This is a genomic window from Streptomyces sp. NPDC002206 (genome assembly GCF_053593595.1).
Map to the genome: position 1 here is coordinate 25,421 of NZ_JBSFCW010000050.1, position 6,000 is coordinate 31,420.

Sequence of the window (6,000 nt, forward strand, 5' to 3'; positions counted from 1 at the left end):
ACACCGAAACAATGGTTGCATCACCCCTGCACGCGGTGACGGGCAGTCACAGTACGGTGCTGTGCCTGCATTCCTCGACGCTTTGAGATCGTCGACCGGGCGCGGCAAGGACAAGAACCGAGAACGGCAACCGCCCTCCCCGAACGGGCGGTGTGCGCCGGTCAGGAGGGAGCAACATGGCTTGCTCGCACGCCGCAGGATGTCCCCTTTTCCCCCTACTCAGGGCGAGCCTGCAGGGCTGGCGCGACTACTACTGCGACAGCGAGGGTCGATGGCGCGACTGTGCGCGCTACCAGCTGTCACTCACCGGCGAGCGCGTGCCCATCACTCTGCTGCCCAACGGACACCACGCGCTCCACCTCAGAGCCGAGGCCGACGCGGGCCGGTCCGGCGCGGCCAACTCAAGGCAGGCACCCCGGCAGGTCCCGCCGTCGCAGACCGATTCCTGGTCACCGGAGACCGCATCTGGGTCCCAACCGGCCCCGGCCCGACCGCCAGAGCCGTATGGACCTGGAACCGCGGCGCCCGAGAGCACAGCCCACTGGGAAACGGCACCGTTTGAAACAGCACCCCCGCCGCCACCGACGTGGCATCACCAGCCGTCACCACCCGTACAGTTCGCCCAGCCAGCAGATCACCCCGTTCGACACGGACAGCAAACGCCCAGCTCGAAGGGCGGCTGGTGGGCGCGGCTCGTCGATTGGATGAGAGGCCCCGCATGAGTACCTACTGGCCCTGGTGGGCGGGCGCTATCGGGCTCGCTCTCATCACCATCGCCTACACCCTCGCCACCGATCGATCTTTCGGGGTGTCGTCGGCGTGGGATCGCGTGTTGCACTGGCGCAGCGAACGCCACCTCGAGCGGCTGGAGGAGGAGTTCACCGACGAACAGGCTCTCGTCGACGCGCTCGCCGCAGCCACGGCCGAGCACTTCGGAACCGGCCCGGGCGCGCCCACCCCGCAGCAGGGGCCCTACGGGGAGACACAGCCGCGCCCGGACGTCGAGGCGACGGGGGGTGAGAGCCCCTCGGTCACGAGCCTGCGTCAGGTCCCGGTCGTCACCCAGGCTGCCCTGCTGGTGTCGACTTTCCTCGGCGGATGCATCGCCGCGGTCACTTCCGGGCGGTTCCAGCTCCGCTTCGACATGGGACCGGGTTTTCGGAACCTAGTCACCGCCAATCCGACCGGCATGATCGCTCTGTTGTTCGTGGGAGGCGTGCTGGTCGGCTTTGGCACCCGGCTGGCCGGCGGGTGCAGCTCCGGTCACGGACTTAACGGCTGCGGCCGTCTACGCCCGGTCAGCATCGTCGCGACCGCCGTGTTCTTCGGCACCGCCGTCGGGGTGTCGTTCCTCTTGTGGAAGGTGATCTGATGCGCACCCGGGGCGCGATTCTGCTGGCCAACACCATCACCGGACTGGCCCTCGGTTATACCGTCACCAACATCGGCTTCGGCGATTACGCCGAGCTGAACCGCATGTTCACCTTCCAGGACCTGCGGATGTTCCTCTCCTTCGCCGGCGCCGTCGCAATCATCGTGTGTGTGTTCGCTCTGCTGCGGGTCCGCCGCACCCCGGGGCGTATCCACGCCGGCGTGATCCCCGGCGCGGTGTTGTTCGGTACGGGCTGGGCGATCTCAGGTGGGTGCCCAGCAATCCCGATCATCCAGGTCGCTAGCGGATACCTGCCCGCCCTGGTCACGATCGCGGGCGTCGTCGTCGGTATCCGGCTGTGCCGCTGGGCCAACGCCCGTTACTTCCACCTCGATCGCGGCTCCTGCGGGCTGTAGCCAAGCGTGTCCACCGACACGACTCGCCAAGCAAGGCTCCTGCTGAGCTTCCTCATGCCGCTGGTCTTACTCCGGGCGCCCAGGTGCACTACGCGGGAGCGAGGTAGCTTGTCGTCCCGATCACTTGGCCCGTGGTCGTGAGGGAGGCGGAGCCTTCGTCTGCCGCAGCTGGTCGGTGGCGCGCCAGACCTCGCCCATGCCACCGCGGCCGAGCGGCACCTCCAGTTGGTATCGGTCCGCTATGAGCATGCCCGCGCTCAACACGGTCCTCCGTCACAGCTCCCCGTCGCTGTACTCAAGAGGACGCGGGTAGAGGCTGAGGCGCCTCTGCCCGCGTCCGCCGCGGATGCACAGCACGGGGGGAACCGGGCACCCACGGAGTCCGTGAGGTACTGCGTGGCGGACAGTCCGCCTGTTACACCATGTGCGGAGAGCCCGGCGCTGGCTGTACTGTGCGCCACCTGCTCGGGTGCCGATCCTCACCGCCGTCTGCGCCCGCAGCCCAGGCGCGGGTCCCCGCCACCCCACCCACATGAAGGCCTGGGCGCCAAGCCTCGGTGGGGCAACCCGGACCGCTTCATGCACGCGCAGGAGCAGGCCAGCACGGGGGTGACCAGCCTGCCCCTGCACGCTGGGACCCGCGTGCCTCCCCCTAGAGGGCGGGCCCCTAGACCCTCATGATCGGGCCCACTTCCTACAGCGCGCCGAGGGGCGGAAGTGTCACCTGAGACCGGGAGTCGACGCCAGATCAACACCCCTGTGGAGAGGGGGTCTTGATGGCGTCGCAACTCGGTCACCGCGGCTACACACCACTTGCAGCGCGCGGGGGAAACCCACACCGACCGCGCAGCAAATACAGCTCACGCCGGTTCAGGGGGCCCGCCGCAGGCTCGGCGTCAGACAGTTCATGGGCCGGGTTGGGTCGTTCATCGACAACGCGGTCAGTGAGGCGTTCAACCGAATCCTGGAGGTCGAGTAGTCCACCGGCACACCTTCGCCACCCGCACCATCGGCATGCCGAAGATCCGGGCTGCGCGGGCGGCTTTGCGCGCGGTTCGTGCAGCCGCCCCGGCTCAGAGGCGGCGCACCCAAGCCGCGATGCCATGTCCCACGCCCAGGTAAACCAGCGCGGGTAGGCCGTAGTTGAGGAGGACGCGAAGGCCCTCGGTGTCCATGGTGAAGATGTCCTGCGACCAGCCAGCCAGCCATTCGGCCACGCCGCGGACAAACTCTACGAAGCCGTTGGACTGGTTGGCGTCCAGCAGGTAGAGCAAGATCCACAGGACAAGGAAGCCGGCGGCGATGTCGCCGATCGTCTGGATGACGAGCGCCATGCGGTCCCGGCTCTCGCCTTCCCGGCGCTGACGGCGCGGGGTCGGGTTCGAGTAGTCGTAGTCCCCCTGTCCGCCCGGATGGCTACCTTGATAGCCAGGGTAGTTTCTGTGGCTGAGGTTACTTCCGTAGGGATCACGTGCTGGCTGAGTGCCTATGGGGTCATGGGGATGATTGTTCACGCCACCTACGTACCTGATATTCGGCGTAAATACAAGCCACGCGAATTCGGCCTCCATTGCAGCGGATTCGCCCGTCACCAGGCCGTTAACCCTTCTGGATCGCGTATTGGATCCGGGAAATTCACACTGATTCCGAGACATCGATTCAGATTCATCACCCGCCCTTCACGAATCCGCTGCCGTGCCTGCTACTCGCAAGGGACCGCGAAAACGGTTGTCATGCCGCCCGTTCATTTCTTCCTCCGATGGTGTCCCGCCGAGTGGTGTAGCAGGGACCTTGGCGTAGTCCCTGCGCTGATACCAGGTGCCTGCCCAGCACCCCCGGCCCTGTCGAAGGAGAAGCGGACGGCGCGACGCGTGGTTGCGGTCGACGGCAACGTGGTGCGCGGCTCGCGTACCGGTACGGCTGCGGCGATCCAGTTGCTGGCCGCCATGGAGCACCACGGCGTGGTCCTGGCCGGGGTGGTGTCGGGGACGTGGTGGTGGGCCTCGATGTGCCAGTGCTCTCGTACGGCCCGGGCGAGTTGCGCGTCAGTCGCGGTGTGCGCGGTATGGGAAGTGACCGCGTAGATCCGCTCGATCTCGATTTTCCCGGTGCCGTTGTTGCGCCGACGGGGGGTGACCTTGAGGGCTTGGACGGCGTGCGGGAACCGCAGCCGGCGGGGCACCGCGGTCGCTTTCAGGCGGCGGATCTCGTCACGGCCATGAGCCCGCTCGCGGCAGTAGTGGCCAAGCGGGATCTCTGCCCACGGCAGACGCTTGAGGAAGGCGTGAAGCTTCGGGTGGTTGTCCTTGACGATCGCGATGTAGTGCGCGTTCTTGACCTCGACGAGGAAGCGGTCGTGGGCGTGCTGGGTGTGCAGCGCGTCGAAGGTGACCGTCCACCCGGCCAGGTCCAGCGGGGCCAGCAGCGGCACGAACGCGCTGATCTCGCCTTTCTTGCCACGGACTTGGCGCTGGTTCAGCGCGGCGCGTTCGCCGTGGGTGACGGCGGCGACGAGGTGTACGGCCCGCCTGGTGACGGTGCGCGAGCCGCGCAGGGTCTTGCCGTCGACTGCGACGGCGCACAGATCGTCACTCTCGCCGGGGAGGGCGCAGTGCAGGGCGAGCCAGGCGCCGATCGCGGCGTCGACGGTGTCGCCGTCGAGGCGGGCCAGGACCCGGCCGAGGGTGGTCGTCCGCGGCGCGCAGGCCGAGCCGGTCCCGGATCTCCTCGGGCAAGTGGGCGGCGTGCCGCGCGACCGCGACCAGTGTGGTGGCGCCAGCGAGCACGGCGATCGTGCACAGGGCGAGCAGGGCGCCGAGGCGGTAGCGGCGGCCCTGACGGCTGCGGGGATCCGGCAGAACGTCCAGGACGTCGGCCAGGTCCTCGACCTGGCCGGCATCGAGAGTGGTACCCGCATCATGGTTGCGGTGGCGGGTCAGGAGAATGATCAGTGATGACGGCATGGGGAAGCGGTCCGTGTTGATGAGGCGTTAGACCCCTCGATCATCACGGACCGCTTCCTCGCCTTGATCACCGCCCCTGACCTCGACCAAGCGCGATTCCAGACGTTCCGCGCGTCACTGGGTGGGCGGTTCGCAGGACACGCAGGGCCCTGACCACGCCGCCATGACGCCCGTCGGACGCGGGTTTACGAGCAACAGCCTGAGCCGCCCGCGACCGTGCTGTGCTGTCCGCTGTGGAGGTCGTCGTTGTGGCCGGCGGTGATCCGTGCCCATTGCGCGGTCGGCCGACCGTCCTTGCGGAACTGCTGGCCGTCGGTCTTGTAAGGCTGAGGCCAGCCGGACGGGGAGTCCTCCCAGGTCTCCTGCCGTCCGTAGACGGTCATGTCGAGGATGCCGTAGGACGGCGCCATGGGTTCGACGCCGCGGCCGGTGGTCCAGTAGGTCTCGTAGACGCGGTCCCCATCGCGGAGGTAGCACGCCTTCATCCCGAAGTGGCGGCCGGCGAGGAGCCGTTCGTGCGACTCGGCGGGTACGGAGTACCAGGGCATGTCCCAGCCCATGAAGCGGCGATAGTGGTCGGACTCCTCGAAGGGCCCCTGGCAGAGGACGGCGAAGGTGACGTCACGCTGGTGCAGATAGGACAGCTCACGGACCTGGCCGGTGAAGAAGGTGCAGCCCTCGCACTGGTCGGCGGCGGTGTGGCCGTCGTGCCACATGTGATACGACACGAACAGCTGGATGCGGCCCTCGAAGATGTCGATCAGGGGGACGGCTCCGTTGCCTCCCACGAGCGGAGTCGATGGGTCCACCTCGGTCATGGGCAGCCGCCGCCGTGCGGCAGCGATCGCGTCGCCCTCGCGGGTGTGCGCCTTCTCCCGGGCGCGCAGGGTGTCGATTGAGGCCAGCCACTCCCGGCGGGAGACGACCGGCGGCTTGTTCTCAGCAGTCATGTCCGTACTGACCCGACAGCCCGCAGGAACTCATCGGTGGAGCCCGAGCCGTGCGCAGACTGACCATGACCTCGGCCTCACGAACACCGTCACGCGTTACGCGTAGAACTTCTGGAATCTCGCTTAGCGCCCACCGAGGACAGTTCAGGGCGTCTCACCACCCGAGAACGCACGAGCCCTGGGCGGGGAGCAACATGGGATTATCCCTTCAGTTGGAGATCGACTGGTCCGCTGTAGTTCGGTGAGGGTGAGGCGGTGGTCGTGCATCGGTGCTCGTGAGTGCCTTGTTGCGGTTGCGT

6 protein-coding genes and 1 pseudogene are annotated in these 6,000 nt (G+C 67.6%); 2 read left to right on the forward strand and 5 right to left on the reverse strand.

Annotated elements, in window-relative coordinates:
- Positions 1 to 718 precede the first annotated feature (718 nt).
- The gene (locus ACWCP8_RS38395; protein ID WP_451121063.1) at positions 719 to 1,372 is read left to right on the forward strand and encodes a YeeE/YedE thiosulfate transporter family protein; all 654 of its coding nucleotides are present in this window, start codon (positions 719 to 721) and stop codon (positions 1,370 to 1,372) included.
- Entirely contained in the window at positions 1,372 to 1,788 is a 417-nt protein-coding gene (locus tag ACWCP8_RS38400; RefSeq protein ID WP_267009250.1) for a YeeE/YedE thiosulfate transporter family protein, read from the forward strand. The genes ACWCP8_RS38395 and ACWCP8_RS38400 overlap by 1 nt, the downstream gene beginning before the upstream one ends.
- A 120-nt stretch (positions 1,789 to 1,908) precedes the next feature.
- On the opposite strand, the gene ACWCP8_RS38405 is transcribed toward ACWCP8_RS38400, so the two are convergent.
- The 5 genes and pseudogenes from ACWCP8_RS38405 to ACWCP8_RS38425 form a co-directional block, all read right to left on the reverse strand.
- A complete protein-coding gene (locus ACWCP8_RS38405; protein WP_382840423.1) occupies positions 1,909 to 2,049 on the reverse strand; it encodes a hypothetical protein in 141 nt (46 codons plus the stop codon).
- A gap of 812 nt (positions 2,050 to 2,861) precedes the next feature.
- Positions 2,862 to 3,278: a hypothetical protein gene (locus ACWCP8_RS38410; RefSeq protein WP_451121065.1), complete on the reverse strand. Its 417-nt coding sequence runs from the start codon at positions 3,276 to 3,278 to the stop codon at positions 2,862 to 2,864.
- Positions 3,279 to 3,532: 254 nt separating this feature from the next.
- Positions 3,533 to 4,639 (reverse strand): ISAs1 family transposase, encoded by a 1,107-nt coding sequence (locus tag ACWCP8_RS38415; RefSeq protein ID WP_451121067.1) that lies wholly within the window; start codon positions 4,637 to 4,639, stop codon positions 3,533 to 3,535.
- Positions 4,548 to 4,751: pseudogene (locus ACWCP8_RS38420) on the reverse strand (ISAs1 family transposase); the annotation flags it as partial. The pseudogene ACWCP8_RS38420 and the gene ACWCP8_RS38415, both read right to left, overlap by 92 nt.
- A 185-nt stretch (positions 4,752 to 4,936) precedes the next feature.
- Positions 4,937 to 5,701, reverse strand: coding sequence for a DUF899 family protein (locus ACWCP8_RS38425; protein WP_451121061.1), 765 nt, complete (start codon positions 5,699 to 5,701; stop codon positions 4,937 to 4,939).
- Positions 5,702 to 6,000: the final 299 nt, after the last annotated feature.